General features: G+C 67.6%; 25 protein-coding genes and 2 tRNA genes. 12 read left to right on the top strand and 15 right to left on the bottom strand.

The annotated features are described in order from the left end of the window. The first annotated feature begins 232 nt into the window (after positions 1-232). From F6B43_RS03180 to F6B43_RS03190, 3 genes are read left to right on the top strand one after another with little or no spacing between them, the layout of a single operon-like run. Entirely contained in the window at positions 233-1,435 is a 1,203-nt protein-coding gene (locus tag F6B43_RS03180; RefSeq protein WP_150447445.1) for a mechanosensitive ion channel family protein, read from the top strand. After that, the gene (locus tag F6B43_RS03185; protein WP_150447446.1) at positions 1,432-1,896 is read left to right on the top strand and encodes a globin; all 465 of its coding nucleotides are present in this window, start codon (positions 1,432-1,434) and stop codon (positions 1,894-1,896) included. Before F6B43_RS03180 ends, F6B43_RS03185 begins: the two co-directional genes overlap by 4 nt. Continuing rightward, positions 1,893-3,557: an FAD-binding dehydrogenase gene (locus F6B43_RS03190; RefSeq protein WP_150447447.1), complete on the top strand. Its 1,665-nt coding sequence runs from the start codon at positions 1,893-1,895 to the stop codon at positions 3,555-3,557. Before F6B43_RS03185 ends, F6B43_RS03190 begins: the two co-directional genes overlap by 4 nt. A gap of 14 nt (positions 3,558-3,571) precedes the next feature. On the opposite strand, the gene F6B43_RS03195 is transcribed toward F6B43_RS03190, so the two are convergent. Continuing rightward, positions 3,572-4,243, bottom strand: a complete 672-nt coding sequence (locus F6B43_RS03195) for a DUF8185 domain-containing protein (protein WP_150447448.1) — start codon at positions 4,241-4,243, stop codon at positions 3,572-3,574. A gap of 117 nt (positions 4,244-4,360) precedes the next feature. Here F6B43_RS03195 and F6B43_RS03200 point away from each other — a divergent pair, with 117 nt between their 5' ends. Beyond that, the gene (locus F6B43_RS03200) at positions 4,361-5,209 is read left to right on the top strand and encodes an acyl-CoA thioesterase (protein WP_150448394.1); all 849 of its coding nucleotides are present in this window, start codon (positions 4,361-4,363) and stop codon (positions 5,207-5,209) included. Between the two features lie 4 nt (positions 5,210-5,213). Here F6B43_RS03200 and F6B43_RS03205 read toward each other — a convergent pair whose 3' ends face one another. The 4 genes from F6B43_RS03205 to F6B43_RS19735 all read right to left on the bottom strand — a co-directional run bounded on the left by F6B43_RS03205 (position 5,214) and on the right by F6B43_RS19735 (position 8,681). Next, positions 5,214-5,732, bottom strand: coding sequence for an acyl-CoA thioesterase (locus F6B43_RS03205; protein WP_246159767.1), 519 nt, complete (start codon positions 5,730-5,732; stop codon positions 5,214-5,216). Beyond that, the gene (gene ettA / locus F6B43_RS03210; RefSeq protein WP_150447450.1) at positions 5,725-7,407 is read right to left on the bottom strand and encodes an energy-dependent translational throttle protein EttA; all 1,683 of its coding nucleotides are present in this window, start codon (positions 7,405-7,407) and stop codon (positions 5,725-5,727) included. The genes F6B43_RS03205 and ettA overlap by 8 nt, the downstream gene beginning before the upstream one ends. A 114-nt stretch (positions 7,408-7,521) precedes the next feature. Beyond that, on the bottom strand, positions 7,522-8,052 hold the full coding sequence (locus tag F6B43_RS19730) for a DUF6993 domain-containing protein (RefSeq protein WP_246159768.1): 531 nt from the start codon (positions 8,050-8,052) through the stop codon (positions 7,522-7,524). 41 nt (positions 8,053-8,093) lie between these two features. Beyond that, the gene (locus F6B43_RS19735) at positions 8,094-8,681 is read right to left on the bottom strand and encodes a single-stranded DNA-binding protein (RefSeq protein ID WP_211368006.1); all 588 of its coding nucleotides are present in this window, start codon (positions 8,679-8,681) and stop codon (positions 8,094-8,096) included. Between the two features lie 226 nt (positions 8,682-8,907). Here F6B43_RS19735 and F6B43_RS03225 point away from each other — a divergent pair, with 226 nt between their 5' ends. Continuing rightward, complete coding sequence (locus F6B43_RS03225) at positions 8,908-9,174, top strand: hypothetical protein (RefSeq protein WP_246159769.1); 267 nt, start codon at positions 8,908-8,910, stop codon at positions 9,172-9,174. A gap of 29 nt (positions 9,175-9,203) precedes the next feature. Here F6B43_RS03225 and yczR read toward each other — a convergent pair whose 3' ends face one another. Next, positions 9,204-10,628, bottom strand: a complete 1,425-nt coding sequence (gene yczR / locus F6B43_RS03230; protein ID WP_150447451.1) for a MocR-like transcription factor YczR — start codon at positions 10,626-10,628, stop codon at positions 9,204-9,206. A gap of 61 nt (positions 10,629-10,689) precedes the next feature. Between yczR and yczE the strand changes: the two genes are divergently transcribed. Further along, positions 10,690-11,346, top strand: a complete 657-nt coding sequence (yczE, locus tag F6B43_RS03235) for a membrane protein YczE (RefSeq protein ID WP_150447452.1) — start codon at positions 10,690-10,692, stop codon at positions 11,344-11,346. Here yczE and F6B43_RS03240 read toward each other — a convergent pair. Genes F6B43_RS03240 through F6B43_RS03250 form a run of 3 tightly spaced genes read right to left on the bottom strand, consistent with a single transcriptional unit; the run spans position 11,282 to position 15,783 of the window. Continuing rightward, positions 11,282-11,494 (bottom strand): methyltransferase, encoded by a 213-nt coding sequence (locus tag F6B43_RS03240; protein WP_150447453.1) that lies wholly within the window; start codon positions 11,492-11,494, stop codon positions 11,282-11,284. The genes yczE and F6B43_RS03240 overlap by 65 nt on opposite strands. Further along, on the bottom strand, positions 11,491-12,813 hold the full coding sequence (locus F6B43_RS03245) for an MFS transporter (RefSeq protein WP_170285541.1): 1,323 nt from the start codon (positions 12,811-12,813) through the stop codon (positions 11,491-11,493). The genes F6B43_RS03240 and F6B43_RS03245 overlap by 4 nt, the downstream gene beginning before the upstream one ends. A 45-nt stretch (positions 12,814-12,858) precedes the next feature. After that, entirely contained in the window at positions 12,859-15,783 is a 2,925-nt protein-coding gene (locus tag F6B43_RS03250; protein WP_170285542.1) for an alpha-mannosidase, read from the bottom strand. A gap of 205 nt (positions 15,784-15,988) precedes the next feature. Here F6B43_RS03250 and F6B43_RS03255 point away from each other — a divergent pair. From F6B43_RS03255 to F6B43_RS03280, 6 genes are all read left to right on the top strand, one after another. Continuing rightward, positions 15,989-16,061, top strand: a tRNA-Arg gene (locus tag F6B43_RS03255). A 137-nt stretch (positions 16,062-16,198) separates the two neighbouring features. After that, the gene (gene orn, locus F6B43_RS03260) at positions 16,199-16,825 is read left to right on the top strand and encodes an oligoribonuclease (protein ID WP_150447456.1); all 627 of its coding nucleotides are present in this window, start codon (positions 16,199-16,201) and stop codon (positions 16,823-16,825) included. Between the two features lie 37 nt (positions 16,826-16,862). Beyond that, positions 16,863-16,938, top strand: a tRNA-His gene (locus tag F6B43_RS03265). Further along, entirely contained in the window at positions 16,939-17,289 is a 351-nt protein-coding gene (locus F6B43_RS03270) for a metallopeptidase family protein (protein ID WP_150447457.1), read from the top strand. After that, on the top strand, positions 17,289-17,588 hold the full coding sequence (gene clpS / locus F6B43_RS03275; RefSeq protein ID WP_150447458.1) for an ATP-dependent Clp protease adapter ClpS: 300 nt from the start codon (positions 17,289-17,291) through the stop codon (positions 17,586-17,588). Before F6B43_RS03270 ends, clpS begins: the two co-directional genes overlap by 1 nt. Next, positions 17,585-18,088, top strand: coding sequence for a DUF2017 family protein (locus tag F6B43_RS03280; protein WP_150447459.1), 504 nt, complete (start codon positions 17,585-17,587; stop codon positions 18,086-18,088). Before clpS ends, F6B43_RS03280 begins: the two co-directional genes overlap by 4 nt. Before the next feature lie 12 nt (positions 18,089-18,100). Here the strand turns inward: F6B43_RS03280 and F6B43_RS03285 are convergent, their stop codons facing one another. The 6 genes from F6B43_RS03285 to gatC form a co-directional block, all read right to left on the bottom strand. After that, positions 18,101-18,694: a nucleoside/nucleotide kinase family protein gene (locus F6B43_RS03285; protein ID WP_246159770.1), complete on the bottom strand. Its 594-nt coding sequence runs from the start codon at positions 18,692-18,694 to the stop codon at positions 18,101-18,103. Further along, entirely contained in the window at positions 18,669-18,989 is a 321-nt protein-coding gene (locus tag F6B43_RS19825) for a hypothetical protein (RefSeq protein WP_246159771.1), read from the bottom strand. Before F6B43_RS19825 ends, F6B43_RS03285 begins: the two co-directional genes overlap by 26 nt. Positions 18,990-18,998: 9 nt before the next feature. Further along, positions 18,999-20,255 (bottom strand): DNA polymerase IV, encoded by a 1,257-nt coding sequence (gene dinB, locus F6B43_RS03290; RefSeq protein ID WP_150447461.1) that lies wholly within the window; start codon positions 20,253-20,255, stop codon positions 18,999-19,001. A 66-nt stretch (positions 20,256-20,321) separates the two neighbouring features. Beyond that, on the bottom strand, positions 20,322-21,836 hold the full coding sequence (gene gatB / locus F6B43_RS03295) for an Asp-tRNA(Asn)/Glu-tRNA(Gln) amidotransferase subunit GatB (protein ID WP_150447462.1): 1,515 nt from the start codon (positions 21,834-21,836) through the stop codon (positions 20,322-20,324). A 2-nt stretch (positions 21,837-21,838) separates the two neighbouring features. Beyond that, a complete protein-coding gene (gene gatA / locus F6B43_RS03300) occupies positions 21,839-23,347 on the bottom strand; it encodes an Asp-tRNA(Asn)/Glu-tRNA(Gln) amidotransferase subunit GatA (protein ID WP_150447463.1) in 1,509 nt (502 codons plus the stop codon). Positions 23,348-23,376: 29 nt separating this feature from the next. Then, on the bottom strand, positions 23,377-23,676 hold the full coding sequence (gatC, locus tag F6B43_RS03305; RefSeq protein ID WP_150447464.1) for an Asp-tRNA(Asn)/Glu-tRNA(Gln) amidotransferase subunit GatC: 300 nt from the start codon (positions 23,674-23,676) through the stop codon (positions 23,377-23,379). Positions 23,677-23,683 lie beyond the last annotated feature (7 nt).

Raw genomic sequence — 23,683 nt, forward strand, 5'->3', positions numbered from 1 at the left:
CAGGTCCCTCATCGCGAACGACGCCATGCTCTCATCCAACATAACCCAAGTGATGTTGGATGCCGTCACCAGCTGATGCAGGCTGCAAGCGCGCCTAGTGTCGTAGTGTCGACGCTCCCGGCCGGGCGAAGGCCGCTCGGCGATGGCGTGAGCGAGCTAGCCGCCCCTTCTCTGAGACCGGTCGCCCGACCGCACAGGCGCCGCAGAGGCGTCCATCGTTAGGATCGATGCAATGATCAGCGTTCCCCTCGAAACCACCGAACCTGCGGCCCAGTCCGTCGACTGGGGCGTCTTCTGGGGAGACGTGGGCAAGTTCTTCACCGACCTCGGCTGGAATCTCCTGACCGTGGTCATCATCGTCGTGGTCGCGATCCTGCTCGCGTGGTTGTTGCGGCGCCTCATACATCGCGTCGTGTCGAGGATCGTCAACGGCGCGAAAGACAAGGCGCAGGTCGACGACACGCAGGCCCTCGAGCGCTCGCCGCTCGCGGCGGTCCGTCTCGTTCAGCGCACACGCACCCTCGGCACGATCCTCAAGAACATCGTCAACGTCACGATCTTCGTGATAGCGATCCTGCTGACCATCAACGTGCTCGCCCCGACGGCACTCGGCTCGCTCACACTGCTCACCGCCGCCGTCGGCGCGGGCCTCGGCTTCGGCGCGCAGAACATCGTGAAAGATGTCCTCAACGGCATGTTCATCGTCGCGGAAGACCAGATCGGCATCGGCGACGTCGTCGATCTCGGCCTCGCAACCGGAATCGTCGAATACGTGAGCGTGCGCGTCACGCACGTGCGCGACGTGAACGGAACGCTCTGGTACGTGCGCAACGGCGAGATCCTGCGCATCGGCAATATGTCGCAAGGGTGGTCGCGCGTCATCATCGACCTTGCCGTTCCCGTCGACGCAGACATCTCGGAGGTCGAGAGTGCCATGCTGGGCGCCGCGAAAGATCTCGCCCACGACCCGAAGTGGCGCACGCGCGTCATCGAGGCCCCCGAGGTGTGGGGTCTGGAATCCGTCTCGGGCGACGCGCTCGTGATCAGACTCGTCATGAAGACCCGCTCCAATGCCAAGGACGACGTGGCCCGAGAACTGCGGATGCGGCTGAAGCACGCGATCGACGAACTCGGTCTGCAACTCCCCCAGCTCAACTCCATCACGCTGACCGGGCTGGATGGAGCCGGACGCGTGCGGGGCGCGAACCCACCCAGGACCAAGCCGAATCCGACCGTCGCGACCGCTAAGGTGCCCACTGCCAAGACGTCCAGCACGAAGACGCCCACCACCAAGGCAGCCAAGGCGAAGGACGGCACGGCACATGCAGCCGACGTCGACGCGAAGCCGGTCTGGCGACCCAAGAGTTCGCCGGACTCCGTCGCGCCCGACGAGATCGACGACGCACCCTCGGCCGATTCGGAGAAGAAGCCATGAGCGAGCCGTCGAGCTTCTACGAGCAGATCGGCGGACACGACACGTTCGTGCGTCTGGTCGACACGTTCTACGCCGGCGTCGCCGACGACGAGGTGCTCAAGCCGATGTATCCGGAAGAGGATCTGGGCCCTGCGAAAGAGCGACTCACGCTGTTCCTCGAACAGTACTGGGGAGGACCCGGCACGTACAGCGAGCAGCGCGGCCACCCGCGCCTCCGGATGCGGCACGCACCGTTCCACGTCAACCCCGATGCCCGCGACAGATGGCTCGCACACATGCGCACCGCGGTCGACGCACTCGAACTGCCGCCGCTCCACGAGACGACGCTGTGGGACTATCTGCATCGGGCCGCGATGGCGATGGTCAACACGTTCGAACCGACCGGCATCGGGCCCGCGGCGCACGGTCGGGCCGCGGCATCCCTTCCCCTGAACGCCTCGACGACGAAGGAGTCGCCATGACCCACGCCCCTCGTACCACCGATGTGCTGGTGATCGGATGGGGCTTGGCCGGTCTCGTCGCCGCCGGCGAGGCCGTTGCGGCGGGAAAACGCGTCGTCATCGTCGATCAGGAGCCTCGCTCCAACCTGGGCGGTCAGGCGTGGTGGTCATTCGGCGGGCTCTTCTTCATAGACTCCCCCGAGCAGCGGCGTCTCGGGATCAAGGACTCGTTCGAACTCGCCCGTCAGGACTGGTTCGGAAACGCCGGATTCGACCGCCCGGAGGATTCCTGGCCGAAACAGTGGGCGGACGCGTACCTGCACTTCGCCCACCACGAGAAGCGCGCGTGGCTCCGCGAGAAGGGTGTCGGCTTCTTCCCGGTGGTCGGCTGGGCCGAGCGCGGCGGATACACGGCACTCGGCCCGGGCAACTCGGTGCCCCGGTTCCACATCACGTGGGGCACCGGTCCCGGCATCGTGGCGCCCTTCCAGGCGGCCGTCGAGCAGGCCGAAGCAGACGGACGCCTGACGATCCTCCCTCGCCACAAGGTCACCGCGCTGAAGACGACCGACGGCACCGTCGTGGGCGCCGCCGGCGACATCCTCTCCCCTTCAGGTGCGGGGCGCGGAATCGCGAGCTCACGCGAAGTGGTCGGGTCGTTCGAGATCAGCGCGGGAGCGACGATCGTCTCGTCCGGAGGTATCGGCGGCAACCATGACCTCGTCCGACGGCAATGGCCTGCCCGCCTCGGCACCCCGCCCGGCACGATGATCACCGGCGTGCCGGCGTACGTCGACGGATCGATGCAGCCCGTTGCGGACGCCGCGGGAGCCCATCACATCAACGGGGATCGGATGTGGCACTACGTGGAGGGCATCCAGAACTGGAATCCGGTGTGGCCTGGCCACGGCATCCGGATCCTTCCCGGTCCCTCCTCCGTCTGGCTCGACGCGACGGGAACGCGCCTGCCCGTACCGCTGTTCCCCGGGTTCGACACCCTGGGCACGCTCGCCCACCTGAGAACGACGGGGTACGACCACTCGTGGTTCGTGCTCTCGCAGAAGATCATCGAGAAGGAGTTCACGCTGTCGGGCAGCGAGCAGAACCCCGATCTCACCGGGCGGGACGTGCAGCTCCTCCTGAAGTCGCGCCTCGGCAAGGGCGCAGCTGGGCCCGTCCAGGCCTTCATGGACCATGGCGCTGATTTCGTCGTGCGGGACGACCTCGACGCGCTCATCGCGGGCATGCGCGCGCTTCCCGGAGGCGAGGCGCTCGACGCAGAACGAGTGCGGCTCGAGATCGAAGCACGCGATCGTGAGATCGACAACGAGTTCACGAAAGACGCGCAGATCGCGATGCTCCGATCCGCGCGTTCGTATCGCGGCGACAAGCTCATCCGCACGGCGACGCCGCACCGCATCCTGGATCCGTCCTCAGGGCCGCTCATCGCGGTCAAGCTGCATGTCCTCACCCGAAAATCCCTCGGCGGGATCGAGACCGATCTCTCGGGTCGCGCGCTGCGCGCCGGGGGCGAGCCGATCCCCGGCCTGTATGCGGCCGGTGAAGCGAGCGGCTTCGGAGGCGGCGGCGTGCACGGCTACCGCGCGCTGGAGGGCACGTTCGTCGGAGGATGCCTGTTCTCCGGCCGCGTCGCCGGGCGTGCCGCGGCCGCGGCCCTCTGAGGCCCGACCGCCGGTCAGCCTCGACCGGTGGCGCGCACGGCCGTGAGGCCGACGCGCACCGGGCCACGGACCAGGACGTGCCCGCGATCCAGTGTCAACCGCGTCCACGGGCCCGACGTGAAGACCCGAGCAGTCTCTTCACCCACGATGAACCCCATGGCGAACGCCGCGAAGGCGGCGCCGCGCGGCAGATCGCCGAGCGCAGCATCCGGTTCGCCCCACACGTGCGCACGAACGGTGCGCACCAGGTCCTCCCCGGGGTCCGACGGCATCGCCTCGGCCACAGCGGCGATGCCCCACTGCGCGCGAGCAGCCAGCTCCGATGCGGGGACCCCCGCACCCGCCGCCCATCCCGACCTCGGCGGGGCGATCCCTGCCCATGCGGGAGAGAGCGCCGTCACAGGCAGCACCACGGCCCTCGCGTCGTCGGAAGCGGGGTGAAGTGCGGATGCTTCGACCACCAGATCGCACGAGAGCTCGGGGTCGACCGGGTGGGCGCGCAGCACCAGGACGGTGGGCGTGGCATCCATGAGCCCGCGGGGCGCGAGCGGGGCTGCCGTCATCGCCAGAGTGCCGTTCGCACCCTGCAGCCGCACGGCGCCGTCACCGAGGCGGGCACATCGGCCCGCGAAGGTGAGAGCGTCGGCAGCCGCGTGCGCATCGGTGAAGAGAAGGCGCTCGGACATCCGCCTAAACTACCAACCGATGCTCCGACTCATCCGGGCGCCAGACGAGGAGACTCCGTGACCGACGCCGATTCCCCCCTCCCCGACGATCCCCTGGGTTTCGATCCGGTCGCCTCGATGCTCGATGTGCTCGACCTCGACGATTCGGGGGCGCGAACGTCTGAAGACATCTTCACGGGCGCCTCGCAGGCGATGCCGATGGGCCGTGTGTACGGCGGTCAGGTGCTCGCGCAGTCGCTCGTCGCCGCGTCCCGGACGCTCCCGCCGGAGCGGATCCCGCACTCCATGCACGGCTACTTCCTCCGCCCCGGCGACGCGTCGCAAGGCATCACCTTCTCGGTCGATCGCATCCACGATGGGCGCTCGTTCTCCACCCGCCGCACGCAGGCATTTCAGCAGGGTGTGCCGATCTTCTCGATGATCTCGTCCTTCCAAGACGAGGATCAAGGGTTCGACCACCAGACCCCGATGCCCGAGGGAATACCCGCACCGGAGTCGCTGCCCGACTTCGAGGCCTCGCTCGAGGGTGCTCACCCCATGACCAAGCGGATCTTCACCGATCGCCCCGTCGAGCTCAGACACGCCCCTTCGCCGATCTACCTCACGGCCGATGACGCGGCGCAGCCGCACCAGGCGGTCTGGATGCGGACCCGGCGCGCCCTCCCCGACGACCCGGCGGTGCACAGGGCCACGCTCGCCTACCTCAGCGACCTGACGATCCAGGAGCCGATCCTGCGCGCCCATGGCCTGACCTGGGCCAGACCGGGGCTGAAGGTGGCGAGCCTCGACCACGCGATGTGGTGGCACCGGTTCGGTCGCGTCGACGAGTGGATCCTGTACGTGCAGGAATCCCCCAGCGCGCGCGGGGGGCGGGGCCTGGCCACCGGCCGGATCTACTCGCGCGAAGGACTGCTGCTCGCCACCGTCGCCCAAGAGATCATGGTGCGGGTTCCGCAAGACGCCTGACCGGTCAGCGCCGGTGGGCGTACACGATCGGTTCGTCGAGGTAGGGCGCCCACGCCGCACGCTCTTCGGCGCTCAGACGCAGCGGCCGGCCGGTCAGAGCATCCGTTTTGACCACCACCGCCGTCGCGCGCGCATACAGCGTCTGCGCTCCTGGGGCGGGGGCCGTCTCGCGGGGGCTGTAGACCTCGTAGCAGACCTCGATGCTGGATCCGCCGAGCTTGCCGAACCACAGATGCACATCGAGGGGATGCCGCTGGTACGGCACCGGCGCGAGGTACTCGATCTCCTGCCGGGCGATCAGGGTCAGGACCCCGGCCAGCAGACTCGAATCCAGGACCGCGGTAGGGGGCGCGTCTTCGCCTGCGGCCGGTCGCCAGAACGCCCTCACCCGCACCTCTTCGAGGAGCTTCAGCATCGACGTGTTGTTCACATGATTGAACGCGTCGAGGTCACCCCATCGCAGGTGGATGGGAACGTGGAGGCGAGGGTGGGATGCGACGACCTGGCCGGCAGCCTCAGTCACGCGTGAGCTTGCGATAGGTCGACCGGTGCGGATTGGCGGCATCAGCGCCGAGACGCTCGATCTTGTTCTGCTCGTACGCCTCGAAGTTTCCCTCGAACCAGTACCACGACGCCGGATTCTCTTCCGTGCCTTCGTACGCCAGAATGTGTGTCGCGATGCGGTCGAGGAACCACCGGTCGTGGGTGATGACCACGGCGCAGCCGGGGAATTCGAGCAGCGCGTTCTCGAGGCTGCCGAGCGTCTCGACATCGAGGTCGTTGGTCGGCTCATCCAACAGCAGGAGGTTGCCGCCCTGCTTGAGCGTCAGCGCGAGGTTCAGGCGGTTGCGTTCACCACCGGAAAGCACACCGGCCTTCTTCTGCTGATCAGGACCTTTGAAACCGAATTGCGACACATACGCCCGCGACGGGATCTCGACCTTCCCGACCTGGATCCAGTCGAGCCCATCGGAGACGACCTCCCACAGGTTCTTGTTCGGGTCGATCCCGCCGCGACTCTGATCGACGTACGACACCTCGACGGTCTCACCGATCTTCAGATCGCCGCCGTCGAGGGGCTCGAGCCCGACGATCGTCTTGAAGAGCGTGGTCTTTCCGACGCCGTTGGGGCCGATGATCCCGACGATGCCGTTGCGGGGCAGGCTGAAGGACAATCCGTCGATCAGCATCCGGCCATCGAAGCCCTTCTCGAGCTTCTTCGCCTCCAGTACCACCTGGCCGAGGCGCGGTCCCGGCGGAATCACGATCTCGTCGAAGTCGAGCTTCCTGGTGCGATCGGCCTCGGCCGCCATTTCCTCGTACCGAGCGAGTCGCGACTTGGACTTGGTCTGCCGGCCCTTCGCGTTGCTGCGCACCCATTCGAGCTCGCTGGCGAGGCGCTTGGCGAGTTTCGCGTCCTTCTTGCCCTGGACCTGCAAGCGCTCCTGCTTCTTCTCCAGGTATGTCGAATAGTTGCCCTCGTAGGGGTACAGGCGGCCGCGGTCGACCTCGCAGATCCATTCGGCGACGTGGTCGAGGAAGTACCGGTCGTGGGTCACCGCGAGGACCGCGCCGGGGTACTTGGCGAGGTGCTGCTCGAGCCACTGCACGCTCTCGGCATCGAGGTGGTTGGTGGGCTCATCCAGAAGCAGCAGATCGGGTTTCTGCAGCAGAAGCTTGCAGAGGGCGACACGGCGCTTCTCGCCGCCGGAGAGGTTCTTCACGATCGCGTCCGACGGTGGCGTGCGCAGCGCGTCCATAGCCTGCTCGAGCTGGGAGTCGAGATCCCACGCGTCGGCGGCGTCGATGTCTTCCTGCAGTGTGCCCATCTCCGCCAGGAGCGCATCGAAGTCGGCGTCCGGGTCGGCCATCAGGCCGGAGATCTCATTGAAGCGCGCGATCTTGCCCATGATCGGTCCGACACCCTGCTGGACGTTCTCGAGGACCGTCAGATCCTCATCGAGCTCCGGCTCCTGCATGAGGATGCCGACACTGAAGCCGGGCGTGAGCTTCGCCTCTCCGTTGCTGGGCTGGTCGAGCCCCGCCATGATCTTGAGGATCGTCGACTTTCCCGCACCGTTCGGCCCCACGACCCCGATCTTCGCGCCGGGGAGGAACGACATCGTGACGTCGTCGAGGATCACTTTGTCGCCGACCGCTTTGCGGGCACGGACCATCTGGTAGATGTATTCAGCCATAGCGCCTCCAGTCTACGGGCGCGATCGATCACCGCCTCGCGCCTGCCTTCCGGGCGCGCCTGCCTTCCGGGCCAGCCTGCCTGCCCGCGTGGCCGATGGGCCTGTCTCTGCGTGTCAGTCGATCGGGACTGTCGCGCCGATCAGGCACGTACCGTCCGCAAGCCCGGGCAGGATGACGGTGACGGCCTTGCCCGTCGCCGGTCCCACCTGACCGACGAGGCACTGATCTCCCCATCGGACGGAGAACTGGATGCTCTCTGCTGGATTGCCGACTGTCGTGGTGTCGCTGGTCAGCTGCATCGCGGCTTTGTCGAAGCCCACCGCCGCCAACGCGTCGATGTAGGCACGGCCCGTGACGTTCTGCGGCGAACCCCAGACGGAATCGACCGTCGCGGTGAAGATCGGGAGGTTGTCTGCGGCGGTTCCGCCCGGAACGAACAGGACCGTGCTCTGCGTCGGAGCCGGGGTCGCCGTCCCCGCAGCCGTCGTCGGCTCAGCCGTCGGGGCGGGCGTCGACGGGGTCGGAGCTGTGGAGACACAGCCGGAGAGGATCGTGATGAGTGCTGCCGTCACGATGGCCGCGGTGAACGGCACGACGACGCCGCGGACTCTACGCGGGCGGCGAGGTGCAGGACGTTGGGTCACTCAGCGAGTCTACGGCCGAGGGAATGGGAGCCCGTCCCTCCTCAGAACGGCACATCCGCGCCCGCGACGAGGATGTGTCGCTCGGCGTGCAGGTCACCGGACAGATCGGAGCGGGCCTCTCCGCTCACGGCTCCGGGCACGGCCCACGCGTCCGCGGCGTGATGCGGATCGGCGCGGTGCGGGTCGAGCGGGCCGTCCGCGCTCTGCGCGGCGGCGACCGCAGCCGGCCACTCCTCCGTTCCAGGCGCATCGCTTCGCGGCGCGCTCGCCGATGGCGCCGCGCGCACGAACGTCGTGGTTCCCCAGAGGAGATCGTGCCCGATCGCCTCGGCATCGATCTCGGCACTCGTGCCCCGCCTCGTGCCGTTGTCCCACTCCCGGAGCCTGAGTCGGCCGGTCAGCAGCACGCGATCGCCCTTCTTGAAGGAAGCGAACGCGTGCTCCGCCAGGCGCCGGAACGTCGATACGGAGTAGTAGTTCGTCACGCCGTCGACCCATGTTCCCGAGTTCCTGTCGAAGCGCCGCTGGCTGCTGGCCACCCGGAAGCTCGTGATGGTGATGCCCGCCGGGGTGCGCTTGTAGTCGGGTTCGGTGGCGATGTTGCCGGTGACGGTGATGGTGTCGCTCATGTCGCATCCTTTCTCCAGCCCGAGGACGATCCCCGGGAGGCGCCGGTGCCCGCGTGCCCCACGGACACCGGCGCCGAGACAACCGTCGCGCACTCAGCACCGGCACTCACCGCACCGTCGCCGGTTTGTGGATGCCCCGGGCCTCCGGGCCGCCTGGGGAGGGGGCGACAGCCCGGTCGTATCGATGTCGGAGGTCGCACGTATCTTCGAAACTATAGGAGGCGACATGACCATCACTCTGGACCGACCGCCCGTCTCGGCGGCACCCGCGCTCTCTCCCCTGACGCCTGCGCGGCTCGTCTCGGTAACCGAGTCCCTCTGGCGGGTGATCGACCCCAGGGGCATCGTGATCGGCCATGTCCAGGCGCTGTCGCTCGGCGATTCCGTGCGGTTCCGTGCACGTCGCTACCACGCTGCGTCGAAGGGATTCCGTGACCTCGGCGATTTCTGGTCGGCCGACGACGCGGTGGATTGCCTTCGATTCGCTCGATGACTCGTTCGTACGCCACTCGGCGCCAGGAATCAGATGACGGTCTCGAGACGATCCACGAGTGCTCCCGGCGCCTCGGCACGCACGCGCGGCCACACCGACGCCAGCGTCTCCGCACCGCGTCGAAGGTCATCCGCCGACGCCGTGAACGGGATCCGCAGGTGCCGGTCGTGGCCGCCATCGACGGAGAAGCGCGGGCCCGCTGACAGCAGCAGCCCGCGCGACCGGGCTTCCATCACGAGCGCGGCGCTGAGCGGAGCATCCAACCCCACCCAGAGCGACACACCTCCATCGACCCTCGGGATCCTCCATTCGGGCAGCTGCCGCTCGAGCGCCGTGACGAGCGCGTCGCGGCCCTCGCGGAGGACGTGCGAGCGCTGCGCGATGATCTCGGGCATGCGTGCGAAGAGCTTCTCGGCGACGGCCTGCTCGAACTCCGGGGTGCCGAGGTCGTGCGTGGATCGAGCAGCCGCGAGCCGGCGGACGAGGTCGCGTTCGGCGCGGATCCATCCGATCCGAAGGCCGCCCCACACGGTCTTGCCGAGGGACCCGAGCCGGACGACGCCTGCGGAGTCGGCGGAGTCGAAGACCCCCGGCGCGGGGCCCCGATCGATGTCGAGGTCGGCCGTCGTCTCGTCCACGACGATGATCGCTCCGCTGCGTTGTGCCGCCGCGAGCATCACCTCCCGCTCGTGCGCTGTCATCGAGCGACCGGTCGGGTTCTGGAAATCGGGCATGAGGTATGCGAGGATCGGCAGCGCGCGGGCGAAGGCCTGCTCGGCCCGATCCAGATCCCACCCTCCGTCGGTCGTCACGGGCACCCCTACGAGCCGCCCCCCGGCCTCCCGCAAGGCGTCGGCGGCGTGCGGGTAGGTCGGCGTCTCCACGAGCACACGATCACCCCGGCTGACCAGCACCGTGGCGAGCAGGTGGATCGCACTCTGCGCACCGGTCGTGATGAGGATGTCGTCGGAGTCGGTCGGAATCCCGCGAGCCGTGTAGCGCGCGGCGATCGCTTCACGTAGCTCTGGCCTGCCGACCACGTCGTAACCGGAGCGACTGATGAGGGCCGCCGAGCCGGCCGCCACCTCGGCCATCACTCCCGCGAGCCCTGGCCACGCCGGCGGGCTCGCCTGTTGGAGGTCGATCGTGCCTTCGGTCCAGAACGCCCGTCCTGGATCGTCCCGACCGAGCGGGAGTGTGATGCTTCCCGATCCGCGCACACTCTGGATGTGGCCGGTGTCGCGCAGACTGCGATACGCGGCAGCGACCGTCGTCCTGCTCAGTGAGAGCGCCGTTGCAAGCTCTCGTTCTGCGGGGAGCGCGGTCCGCGGGGCGAGTCGATTGTCGAGACACAGCAGGCGGATGCCGTCCGCCAGCGCCTCGTATGCGGGTTCGCGGGTCCGCCATCCACCGAGCGACGCCGAGAGCATCCGCGCCGAGATGCGAGAGTCCATGAGGCCAGCGTAGCGTGATTGGCATTGCTCATGAGATCCAATACTGCGATTGGATTACCTCATGACTCGCCGCATCCTCCAACTCCTCGTCGGCCTCGCCCTGTACGGCGTCGGATGCGCACTGACCGTCGAAGCCGGGCTGGGCGTCGACCCGTGGACGGTGTTCGCGCAGGGGCTGTCGGTGCGGACCGGGATCGGGATCGGCTGGATCACCAACATCGTCGGGCTGCTCGTCCTTCTGCTGTGGATCCCCCTCCGCCAGAAGCCGGGCGTCGGCACGGTGGCCAACATCCTGCTGGTCGGAACGAGCATGCAGGCCACGCTCGCCGTCATCCCCCCGATCTCCGGACCGATTGCGCAGTTCGCCGTGCTGGGTGGCGGAATCGTGCTCGTGGCCGTCGCCTCGGGCCTGTACATCGGCGCGCGCTTCGGGCCTGGCCCTCGTGACGGTCTCATGACCGGGATGCACGCGAGGTTCGGATGGCCGATCTGGGCCTGTCGGCTGTCCGTCGAAGCATCCGTGCTGCTCGTGGGCTGGCTGCTCGGCGGGACAGTCGGGATCGGCACCGTGCTGTTCGCCGTGCTCATCGGGCCGCTGGTGCACGTCGCACTCCCCCTGCTCCGCGCGGGGGGTCGCGGCGAGGCGCTCAAGGTCAGTGCTGGCGGAACTGAGGCCAGTCGCTCCCCGGAGTCATCCGCGAGTAGAGCGCATTCTTAGCGATCTCCATCGTCGGGTACACCCCCGCAGATTCGTCCGCGCGGGCCATGGTGACCAGATAGCCGTTCTCGGAGCGGCGGATGGTGCCGGTCACCCCCGCCTGTCCGTAGGCGACCCACAATGCGTGGTGCGTGTCGGTTGCGCTCATCGTCGAACTCCTTCCGATGCTCCGACGTTACGCCCAGCCGATCCGATCCGGTAGAAGAAGAACGGCACGGCGGACAAAACGCAGCTCAGGGCCGGGACGAGCGTGATCGATACGAAGAGCGTCTGCTGCATCTGCGGCGTGACCGTGACCCCGCTCTGGTACCCGGCCACCACGATGAAGATGCCGAAGACCAGCACCGCGAGCGCGTTCATGATCTTCGAGACGAACGTGAGGGTGGAGAACGAGATGCCGTCATTGCGTACGCCCGTGCGCCGTTCGACGTCGTCGACGGAGTCGGCGATCATCGTCGCCTGCACGACGAGGAAGATCCCGAGAGTCAGTCCGGTGAGGAAGATGAAGACCATCATGACGATCAGATTCTGATAGCCCGCGAAGTACATTCCGATGTAGAGGGTGGCTCCGATGAACGAGCTGCCGATGATCGCAGCGCGTCCGCTGACCACTCTCAGCAGGAGAGGCGCGGTGAACGAGGACAGCACCATGCCGACGATGATCGCCGCACCGACGAGGGTGAAGTACGCCTCATCGCCGTAGGCCACGACCACGAAGACCGCTCCCCCCGCCTGCACGATGTAGCGGCCGAACCCCAGGACCGAGCCCAGCAGGACCATGAGCAGCGACGTGTTCCTGAGCAGTGTGGTGAACAGCACGCGGAAGCTCAGTCGCTCCTGCGTTGCGGGGTCGTGACGTTCCCGCGTGTTGAAGAACGCCAGCAGGAAGAGACCCATGCCGATCACCGACGCGATGCCGACCGCGAGCGACCAGCCGAGCCCGGTGGTCTCGCCGCCGCCGCTCAGCAGCCGAGCGAACCACGGCATTCCGAGCGTCGCGACGCCGAGGGCGATCGACCCGAAGGCCCGTACGTGAGAGATCACCCCGGTGCGCTCGGTGGGATTCGGGAACGCCGAGCCGATGAGTCCCCAGTACGGCACGTCGCACACCGTGTAGGCGAACCCCCACAGGAAGTAGCAGACGCCGAAGAAGACGAGCTGCCAGACTTCCGGCCCATCCGGCACACAGAACAGGAGGGTCGAGAGGATGGCCACGGGGGCGGCGGAGTACAGGATGTACGGTCGCAGCTTGCCCCAGCGACTGCGCGTCATGTCGACGATGCTTCCCATGACCGGGTCGCTGACGGCGTCGAAGATCTTCGCGGCGGTGATGATCGCCGTCACGACCGCCATGCCCTGCGTGCTGATGTGCGCGTACTGCAGCAGGTACACCAGGATGAACGTCGTCACCGTCGTGAGGACGATGTTCTGGCCGAAGCCTGCGGCGATGATCGACCGGCGTTGCACAGCCGGCGCGACCGCCGATTGCGGGACCGCTGCGCGGACGATGGCTCAGCCCTCCAGGTGGATCGTCTTGATCTCGAACGGACTGAACTCCAGCCGGGCGAGATCGGCATCCCCCTGCGGGATCTCCATCAGATTCGTCTCCCGCGCGGACGCATACGGCCGCGACACGTTCAGCCGGGTGACCGTCGGCACACCGAGGCTCTCGTACAACCGCAGCACCACACCGCTGCCGCTCTCGGCGGGCTTGATCGTCTCGATCACGATCCCCGCTTGATCCGTCGATGCGAACGTCGGCAGTTCTGCACCCGCTGTGACGACCAACGGGTTGTTCAGGCGATATCCCTCACGGATGACCTTCCCCAGGTCAGCCGGCGCGTAGGGCGTGAACGCGTAGGTGAATCGATGGATACCGCGATCGGCGGTCTTGTCCGGAAAGGTGGGCGCGCGCAACAGGTTGAGGCTGATGAGCCCGTTCTTCGCGCGATGCCCGTACTTCGAATCGTTCAGCAGCGCGAACCCGGCGGTGCCGTCATCCGTCGCGATCCACTTGTGGGCGCAGATCTCGAACTGCGCCCTCTCGACCGAGTCGCGCTCCGTCGTCGGGCGGCTGATGTGGCCGAACTGGATCTCGCTCTGCACCGACTCCCCGTAGTGCTCGGGGCGGAATTCGGCGCGGAGCATCTTGTGCGTCTCGCGCCAGGTGACGACCGTGTCGAACCGGACCACGTCGCTTCCCGCTTCGAGGATCACGTTCTGCTCGATGAATACCTTCGGGTACCGATACAGAGCGCTGCGGACGACGGTCGGACCGTCGAGGCACGTGCGAACGTGAGCGGCCGACAGGACCTGCGGTGGCTTGTCGACGTAGTCCATCCCGATATCCCAGGCATCGAAGGGGAACTGGTACGGATCGTCGTGCAGGACGAGCCGGTTCAGACCTGCGCCGGCCAGCTCCGCTCCCTCGCGATCCGTGCACGAGACGATCTCGCCCGATGCATCGAAGCGCAGCGTGAGGATGCCGTTCGTCATCGTGTCGGGGGTGAAGGCCAGTTCGGGCGCGGGCTGCGCGGGCTCGACGACCGCGGCCGCGTAGGGCGCGGCTTCTGCGTGGAACCACTCACCGTCGATGCGGATGTGCTCGCGACGGGGGAAGTTCGTGAGGTTCAGCGCGGTCCTGCCGGCCGGGCCGGCCGGCAATGCTTCGATGAGCACTCCAAGGTGTGCGTCGAGCTCACGCTCGATGCGTCGATACGCCGACACCGCCTCGCGATTCACCCGCTCGATGGATGAACCCGGGATGATGTCGTGGAACTGGTTCAGCAGGACATCGCGCCAGATCGGGGCGAGGTCGGCCCGGATGTCGGCACCCACGATGGCTGCGAGCGACTCGACGTTGTGAAGCTTGCGCTCCACGATGCGGTTGAACCGCTTGATCCGCGCCTGGGTGGTGTACGTGCCCTGATGGGTCTCGAGGTACAGCTCCCCCACGTGGGTGTGTGCGATCTCCATCGTCTCGAGTCGGCGGAAGAAGCTCGTCGCAGACCCGAACTCGATCCGAGGGAGTCCGCGCAGATTCATCTCTCGTCCGGTGACCTCGACGTGCACCTCACCCGGACCGCCTCCACCATCGCCCGAGCCGTAGACCAGAAGCGCGGTTCCGAGGTCGCGCTCGGGGTACTGGGCGATTCCCTTCAGAAGCCCGTCGGCAGCGCCTCGGGCGTTGTAATCGCCCTCGGGCGGCATGTGGACGAGCACGGATGAGCCGTCGATGCCCTCCCAGTGGAAGGTGCGGTGCGGGAAGGTGTTGACCTTGTTCCACGCGAGCTTGATGGTCGAGAACCAATCCATCCCGCTCTTCTTGAGGATCTGCGGCAGATTGCCGCTGTAGCCGAAGGTGTCGGGCAGCCAGCACATCCTGAGGTCGTCCGCGTCGAGTGCGAACTCGTCCTGGAGGAATCGACGGCCCACGAGCGCTTGACGGACGAGCGATTCGCCACCCGGGAGGTTGGTGTCGGGTTCCACCCAGAAACTGCCCTGCAGCTCCACCCGGCCGGCCGCGGCGGCGTTGCGCAGCCGCTCGAAGAGCGCGGGCTGCTGCTCCTTCATCCACTGCATCTGCTGCGGCTGGCTCGTGCCGTAGACGAGCGAATCGGTGCGATCGATGTTGCCGAGGGCCTTCGCGTACGTCCGCGCCGCCTTCCTGTGCGTCTCGCGGAGCGGCCAGAGCCAGGCCATATCGAGATGGCCGTGGCCGACCGCGGTGTAGACGAATTCGCTCTCGGAGGGGGCGGCGAGCGACGGCGCGAGGGCCTGGCGCGCGCCCGCGGCATCGCCCGCCCCGAACCGCCGGTACGCAGCATCCAGCGCGGCATGCACCTCGCGTGACAGGGATTCGTCGTCGGTCGACACGGCCAGGACCGACAGCGTGAGCATGTCGTAGTACAGCGCGAACATCTCGTCGTCTCGGGTCGCGAGGTGCGCGCCGTGATAGACGGCCTTGCCGACCTCGTAGAGCAGGAACCCGTTGTAGGCGACGTCGGCGTAGAGCTCGATGCGCCCGTTCGACAGATCGACATCGCGCACCGGACGGAACCTCCCGCCGCTGTGGGGAAGATCGCCCTGTTGCCATACCGTGCTGACCGAATCGAGCACCACGCCTTCGGGCGAGAAGACGAGACCCTCACCGCGGATCCCGAGCATCAGGTGCAGCTCACCCGTCGCAGCGGGGACGGCGCCGGTGATCCGGAGCCACGCGCAGTCACCCACGCCGCCCCACGCGGTGCCTGGGCGCAGCGCACGGAAGGCCGCGCGGTCGACCGCGTCGAACGGGATCGGCTCGTCCGACCGAAGGATCTCGGCCTTCAGCCCCGCGACGCGCTGATAGATGCGCGAGCGGATGCTGAGCAGTCGCCGGTACTCGCGAGGATGCTGTGCCGCGAATCCGATGAGCTCGACGGCGAACCCGATCATGCGTGCCTTTCGTGCGTTGTGCCCCCGGATGGATTCGAACCACCGACTCAGGCGGGCATCCGGATAGTTCCGGTGATCCATCCGGACAGCTCCGGTGATCTTATCCGGATCACAAACCCCGACTCGATGGATCGATCGGGGTTTGGGGATGCCGAGGTTGTCGACTTCCTGCCCCGCCGATGCGACGGGTACCCTGAATCGGTCACCCCCTGTAGCTCAGTGGATAGAGCATCCGGTTTCTACCCGGCTGGTCGGGAGTTCGAATCTCTCCAGGGGGGCTTGTGACCGACAGCTGGCGCGATCGACCGTCATGGATGCGATGGAGACCGCACCGCCGACGTTCAAACGTGCGATGACTGCGCTGGATACACACCCCGGCGGCTCGGCGTCGGCGCCGCTCATTAGGATGGTGCGCATGGTGGGGGCTTCTGAGAACGACCGACTCGTGTGGATCGACTGCGAGATGACAGGGCTCGATCTCGAAGTCGACGAGCTCGTCGAGATCGCGGTCGTCGTGACCGACTTCGAGCTGAGGGTGCTCGACCCCGGCTTCCAGATCGTGATCAAGCCCGACGACACCGCCCTGGCGCACATGAACGAGTTCGTCACTCAGATGCACACGACCTCAGGACTCATCGACGAGATCCCGAACGGAGTCAGCGCCGCCGAGGCGGAGTTCCTGGCGCTGGAGTACATCCAGCGGTTCGTCCCGCAGGAGGGCAAGGCGCCGCTCGCGGGCAACACGATCGGGACCGATCGGATGTTCCTCGCCAAGTACATGCCACGGCTGGATCGCTGGCTGCACTACCGCAACGTCGACGTCTCGAGCGTCAAAGAGCTCTCGCGCCGCTGGTACCCGAGGGCCTACATCCACGCTCCGTCGAAGGACGGGGGCCACCGCGCGCTCGCCGACATCCGCGAATCGATCCGCGAGCTGGCCTACTACCGGCAGGCCGTGTTCGTGCCCCAGCCCGGGCCGACGAGCGACGGGGCACGTGCGGTCGCCGCATCCGTCGTGTCGGCGTTTGCACCCGAAGTATGAGAGAATCTTCGGGTTGCTCGCACGTGCGGGAGACATGGTGGGTATAGCTCAGTTGGTAGAGCGCGGCCTTGTGGTGGCCGATGTCGCGGGTTCGAGCCCCGTTACTCACCCCAATGATTGAGGCGGATGCCGCCGCCTTCGAGGCGCTCGTCGTCGCGGAGCTGGATTCGCTGCCCGTCGATATGATCGACGGGCTCGACAACGTCGTGTTCGTCGTCGAAGACCGCCCCGAGGACGGCAGCCTCGACCTGCTCGGCCTCTACGACGGGTGGGCGTTGACGGAGCGCGACCGGTACGGTGCGGGCGAACTGCCCGACCGCATTATCGTCTACCGGGAACCGCACCTTCAGGTCTGCGATTCCCTCGACGAACTCCGGGATGAGATCCATACGACGCTCGTGCACGAGATCGCGCACTTCTACGGAATCGATGATGAGCGCCTCCACGAGCTGGGGTGGGCGTGATGAGGGCAGCGGCGCTCCCCGACACGCGTGAGGATCTGCACGTCCACGAATCGGCGGACAGGGCGCGCCCGTGGCAGACCGTGGTCTGGAACGATCCGGTCAATCTGATGAGCTACGTGGTGCACGTCTTCCGCGAATACTTCGGGTTCTCCCTCGATCAGGCGACTCAGCTCATGATGGCGGTGCACAACACGGGGCACGCGATCGTGGCGGAAGGAGCTCGCGAACAGATGGAACTGCACACCCAGGCGATGCACGACTACGGTCTGTGGGCGACCGTACGAAAGGCTCCCCAATGAGCGAGAGACTCGTCACCCTGGAGATCTCGCGGATAGAGGCGGCGCACCTCTCTGGGCTCGTGACGCAATTCCTCGAGCTCCTCCAGTCGAGCGATGACGCTCGCCCGACCGACGATCCCGCGATCGCAAGACTCGTGCCCGACGCCTACACCGACGACCCGCATGCCGCACGCGAGTTCAGAGACGTCACACAGACCGATCTGATCACGCGGCGGATCGACGATGCGGGCATCGTCCTCTCCACGCTGGGCGGCATCGTGCTCGTGCCTGCCGGCACACCCCTGGATGACCCGCGATTCACCGAGCTCGTCTCGATTACGATCGACGCGGACGAGTCGCGTGCCTGGCTGCGCACGCTGGCCGCCATCCGCCTCGTCCTTGCCTCACGCCTCGGGATCGAGACCGAAGACGACCACGACGAGGATGACACGCGCTTCGGGATCTACGACTGGCTCGGGTACCGCCTCGATGGCCTCGTGCGCGCCGTCACGGAGGACTGACCCCCGAGCACGCTAAGGGATCTCGAAGGTCAGGGTTGCGTGAGCCCGCGGATCGTCGCGAGTCAGATGGCGCTCTTCCTGCTCGGCCCATCGCGTCCAGTGCGGGCGGAAGGTCTCACCGTCCCGCGCCAGCGCACGACTCTTGCGCGACGCGGTCGGCGATTCGAGCCACACACGCACGTCCGCGAGACGCGCGGTGACCGGGGTGAGGATGCCCGAGCCCTCGACGATCAACGGCAGCGCCGGATCGACGGCATGGGCTTCCGCGTGCTGTGAGGCCGCCCAGTCCCATCGCTCCCATACGCCGATGAACCCTCGGGCGTGCGCGTTCAGGATGGTGTCGGTCGCTGTGCGCACGCCCTCGTCGAGCCCGTCCCATCCCGGATAGATCGCGTCAAGACCGACGAGCTGGACTCGTCCGCGAAGCGGCCAGCGCTGCACGAGCTCCCTGGCGAGAGTCGACTTGCCCGATCCGCTGCGACCGTCGATGAGGACGACCGGATTGGCCGCCTCGACCGCGATGACAGCCTCGAGGATCCTCGCGGCCGCCGCATGGCGCGCGTTCGCGAGCGGGTCGCTGCTACTTCTTGAGGATGCGGACGACACGGCTGAACGCGCGGCCGGCGACCCACACGAACGGGATCGCGACGGCGAGGAACACGACGATGTTCGGCTCGAAGCGCAGATCTCCACCGCGGCGGATGTAGGCGCCCAGGGGAATCGCGTACCCGCCGCCCCCACCGCCACCGTTGCCGACCTCATCGGATCCGCCACCGAACCCCGTCCACGTGAGGGCGACGGGAACGATGCGGATTCCGTCGACGTCCTGCTGCTCACCGTAGGCGCTCTTCACGCCGAATGATGCGGACTGCTTGCCGAGCTCGAGTGCGATGTTGGGCATGAGCCCACGCTACCCCTGCGGAGGCTTCGGATGCGACGGGAGTGCACCCATCGCGGGCGTCCGGCCGAGGAAGGCGGCACGAGTGACCGCCCCCTTTCCGAACCGGGCGGTCGCATCGTCCAGCGCGCCTTCCACATTGCGCCACTCTTCATCGTCGTCCCAGAGGGCGAGCGCCGCGCCCCCGGACTCCTGGAGCTTCTCTGCCCGCACACCCACGAGGCGCACCGGCTGGTGAAGGTCGATGCTGTCGAACAACTCATGCGCGGCATCCCCGATCCGCTGGCCCACCGCAGTCGGCGCCTCGAGCGTCTGCGATCGGCTGATCGTCGTGAAGTCGGCGAATCGCAGCTTCAGGGCGATCGTCGACGCCTCCCAGCCGCTCTTGCGCAGCCGCGCACCCACACGATCGGCGAGCCGACGCAACTCCGCGCGCAGCACCGCGGGGTCGGCGATGTCGGTGTGGAAGGTCTCTTCGTGCCCGATGCTCTTCTCGACGCGCGACGTCGAGACCTCACGCGGGTCGATGCCGCGCGCGAGGTGCCAGAGCCGGTCCCCCATGGCCACCCCGACGGCGCGATCGAGCGACGCACGCGGGGCATCGCGGACGTCTGCGATCGTCCGCAGCCCGCGCGACTCGAGCACCTCCGATGCTTTCGGCCCGACGCCCCACATCGTCCGCACCGACCGCGGCGCGAGGAAGGCGGCGGTGTCGGCCTCTGCGACGATGAGGATGCCGTCCGGCTTGCTCAGTGTCGACGCCATCTTCGCGACATGCTTGGTCGCAGCCACTCCGACGCTGCAGACCAGCCCCGTCTCGGCGAGCACACGGCGCCGGATCGCGCGGCCGATCTCGCCGGGGCTCCCCCAGAGCCGTCGTGCCCCGCGCACATCGAGGAATGCCTCGTCAATCGACAGCGGCTCGACCAGGGGCGTGAAGGAGTGGAAGATCTCCATCACCTCCGCCGATTTCGCCAGGTAGCGATCGAAGTGCGGGAGCACGACGATCGCGTTCGGGCAGAGGCGCAACGCCTGCCCCACCGGCATCGCCGAGCGCACTCCGAACCGTCGCGCCTCGTACGAGGCGCTGGAGACCACCGACCGGCCGTCGGGCGCGCCGATGATGATCGGCTTGCCCCTCAACGTGGGGTCGTCGAGAACTTCTACGGATGCGTAGAACGCATCCATGTCGACGTGAAGGATGCCGGTGCCGCTGTCGTCGGCATCGTCGGGCGAGACCGTCCGCCCCGTCCCGTCGCCGCGTCCCATGAATACATTCTCGCCGCGTGCGCCGACATCGGGCCCCGCCCTTCGAGGCTCACCGGGCCGCGCGACTTACCGGGCCGCGCGCTCCAGGACGAGTTCGCGCACACGGGCCGCGTCGGCCTGCCCCCGCATCGCCTTCATCACCGCTCCGATGACCGCCCCCGCCGCCTGGACCTTTCCGTCCCGGATCTTCTCGAGCACGTCGGGCTGCGCGGCCAGCGCGTCATCGATCGCGGCGATGAGCGCACCGTCGTCCGAGACGACGGCAAGGCCCCGAGCATCCACGATCTCCTGGGGTGTGCCCTCACCCGCGATGACGGCCTCCAGCACCTGGCGCGCGAGCTTGTCGTTGAGCGTTCCGGCATCGACGAGCGCCTGCACCGCAGCAACGTCGGCGGGAGACACGAGGTCGGCGGCCTCCCGCCCCTGCGCGTTGGCGAGGCGGGCGATCTCGCCGGTCCACCACTTGCGGGCAGCCGCGGGGGTCGCGCCCGCGACGATCGTCGCCTCGATCTCGGCGAGGATGCCGTTGTTCGCGGCGTCCTGGAACTCGAGATCCGTGAAGCCCCACTCTGCTTTCAGGCGACGACGGCGCGCCGCGGGGCCCTCCGGGAGCGCGGCCCGGAGCTCATCGATCAAGGCGGGCGAGGGAACCACCGGGAGGAGGTCCGGCTCGGGGAAGTATCGGTAGTCGTCGGCGTCGGACTTCGGCCGGCCCGGCGAAGTCGTTCCGGTGTCCTCGTGCCAGTGCCGGGTCTCTTGCGTGATCGTGCCGCCCGCCGCGAGGATCGCCGCCTGCCGCTGGATCTCGTAGCGCACCGCGCGCTCGACGGAGCGCATCGAGTTCACGTTCTTGGTCTCGGTGCGAGTGCCGAGCTTCTCCTGTCCACGGGGACGCAGTGAAACGTTCGCGTCGCAGCGGAGGTTGCCGCGCTCCATCTTCGCGTCCGAGATCCCCAGCGCCAGCACGATGTCGCGGATCGTCTGGACGTACGCCTTCGCGATCTCGGGGGCACGGTGTTCGGACCCGTAGATGGGCTTGGTGACGATCTCCACGAGCGGCACGCCCGCGCGGTTGTAGTCGACGAGCGAGTACTCCGCGCCCTGGATGCGCCCGGTCGAGCCGCCGACGTGCGTGAGCTTGCCGGCATCCTCTTCCATGTGCGCGCGCTCGATGGGCACCGTGACGATCGTGCCGTCCGCGAGCTCGACATCGACCGAGCCCTCGAACGCGATCGGCTCGTCGTACTGGCTGATCTGATAGTTCTTACCCAGATCGGGGTAGAAGTAGTTCTTGCGTGCGAAGCGGCTGGACGGTGCGATCGAGCACCCCAGCGCGAGCCCGAGCGAGATGGAGTAGCGGACCGCCTGCTCGTTGACGACGGGGAGGGACCCGGGCAGACCCAGGTCGACGGGTGCCAGATCGGTATTCGGCTCGCGCCCGAACGAGTTGGGCGCAGCCGAGAACATCTTGGTCTTGGTGTTCAGCTCGACGTGCACCTCGAACCCGAGAACGGGTTCGAACCGCTCGAGGGCCTCGTCGAAACTCAGCAGCTTATCCGCGCTTCTTCCGTGCGTCGCCATGATCAGGCCTTCTCTCCGAGCGTCGGAGCCTTGTCGAGGAGCGGACCGCCCCAGCTGTCCACGAGCAGAGCCTCGAGCGCAGCGCCCACGCGGTAGAGGCGTGCGTCTTCGCGCGCGGGCGCCAGGAACTGGATGCCGACGGGCAGGCCGTCCTCGGCGGCCAGGCCCGACGGAATCGAGATGCCCGGAACCCCCGCGAGGTTGGCGGGGATCGTCGTGACATCGTTCAAGTACATCTGCAGCGGGTCGTCGATCTTCTCGCCCAGCCGGAACGCCGTGGTCGGCGCCGAGGGCGTCGCGATCACGTCGACACGGGCGAACGCCTCATCGAAATCGCGCTGGATGAGGGTGCGCACCTTCTGCGCGGAGCCGTAGTAGGCGTCGTAGTAGCCGGCCGACAGCGCGTACGTGCCGAGGATGATGCGTCGCTTCACCTCGTCGCCGAAGCCCGCATCACGGGTCGCGGCCATGACATCCTCCACCGTGCCCACGGCCTGAGTCCGAAGACCGAAGCGCACCGAGTCGAACTTGGCGAGGTTGCTGGATGCCTCGGCGGGGAGGATCAGGTAATACGCGGCCACTCCGTACTCGAAGTGCGGGGCGCTGATCTCGACGATCTCGGCCCCCTGAGCCTCCATCACCGCCAGCGCGGCCCGGAATGAACCCGACACACCGGCCTGGAACCCGCTGTCGGGAAGCTCTGCGATGACGCCGACCTTCAGTCCCTTGAGCACATCGCCGCGCGCGCCCTCCCGCGCCGCGTCGGCGAAGGACGGCCACGCGTCGGTGAGCGACGTCGAATCGCGCGGGTCGTGGCCGCCGATCACGTCGTGCAGCAGGCCGGCGTCGAGCACCGTCCTGGTTACCGGACCCACCTGATCGAGGCTGGACGCGAGAGCGATCGCGCCGTACCGGCTCACGCCGCCGTAGGTGGGCTTGATGCCCACGGTGCCGGTCACGTGGGCAGGCTGGCGGATCGAGCCTCCCGTGTCAGAGCCGAGGGCGAGGGGCGCCTCGAAGGCGGCGACGGCCGCGGCCGAACCGCCGCCGGACCCGCCCGGGATCCGGTCGAGGTCCCACGGGTTGTGGGTGGGGCCGTAGGCCGAGTGCTCGGTCGAGGAGCCCATCGCGAACTCATCCATGTTCGTCTTGCCGAGCGGCACGAGACCGGCGGCCCGTGCACGCGCCACCACGGTGGCGTCGAACGGCGACAGGTACCCCTCGAGGATCTTCGATCCGCTCGTCGAGGGCATGTCCGTCGTGACCAGCACGTCCTTGATGGCGAGCGGAACTCCGGCCACGGGGCCGAGATCCTCACCCGCGGCCCGTCGGCGATCGATGTCGGCGGCGGCATCCAGAGCGCCGGCATTCACGTGCAGGAAGGCGTGGACGTCTCCGTCCACCGCGGCGATGCGATCGAGGTGCGCCTGGGTGGCCTCGACGCTCGAGATCTCGCGCGAAGCGAGCTTCGCGGCGAGGTCTGCCGCGGAGAGCCGGATGATGTCGCTCACTGCTTTTCGTTCCGTCCCTGTCGGCTCCGTCACTGTTCTTCTCCGAGGATCGCGGTGACGCGGAACCGGCCGTCGGCCGCATCCGGGGCGTTCTGCAACGCCTGAGCCTGCGTGAGGGTTTCGCCCACGACGTCGGCACGGCAAACGTTCTGCAGCGGGATCGGGTGGCTGGTCGCGATCACATCGGGAGTGGCCACCTGCGAGACCTTGGCGATGTTGTCGACGATCGCGTCGAGCTGTCCGGTGAGGCGCTGTACCTCGTCGTCGCTCAGCTGGATCCGGGCGAGCACACCGAGATGGCGCACGAGATCGGGGGTGATTTCAGACACTCCGCCA

The organism is Microbacterium rhizomatis (assembly GCF_008710745.1).
Lineage (GTDB): Bacteria > Actinomycetota > Actinomycetes > Actinomycetales > Microbacteriaceae > Microbacterium > Microbacterium rhizomatis.